Below are 559 nucleotides of genomic sequence, written 5' to 3'. Positions count from 1 at the left end.
ACATTTTAAAGCCGCTTATCCTAATCAAACCATAACAAAAGATGATTTGTTCTATTATGTTTATGGGATTTTACATTCGGAAGATTACCGTGCTCGTTATGCTGATAACCTCTCTAAAGAATTGCCTCGTATCCCTTGTGTAAAGAATGCTGAAGATTTTTGGAAGTTTGTAACAGCTGGGCGTGAATTGGGTCATTTGCATGTAAATTATGAAGATGTGGAACCTTATCCCGTGACCTTTAAAAAGGGTAATCCAAAATTTACAGAGATCTCTAATCCTAAGAAATTCTATTACGTTACAGAAATGAAATTCGCAAAAGCAGGTAAAGAAAAAGATAAATCAACTGTTATTTACAATAGCAATATCACAATGACAGATATACCTAAGGAAGCTTATAGCTATATCGTTAATGGTAAACCCGCTCTTGAATGGGTTATGGGGCGTCAATGTGTAAAGACTGATAAAAAGAGTGGCATTGTTAATGATGCCAATCGCTATGCTGTTGAAACCATTGGCAACCCTGCCTACCCTCTAGAGTTATTTCAGAGGGTTATTACC

Annotated in this window: 1 protein-coding gene; it reads left to right on the top strand. The window is 36.3% G+C overall.

The window, feature by feature from the left end; all coding sequences use genetic code 11:
• Positions 1 to 559, top strand: a 559-nt coding sequence (locus ACFIJL_RS09870; protein WP_375624560.1) for a type ISP restriction/modification enzyme, incomplete at both ends; no start/stop codon positions are given.

The organism is Bartonella sp. TT119HLJHH, assembly GCF_042193385.1.
Lineage (GTDB): Bacteria > Pseudomonadota > Alphaproteobacteria > Rhizobiales > Rhizobiaceae > Bartonella.
This window is presented reverse-complemented; position numbering and strand designations above follow the sequence as displayed.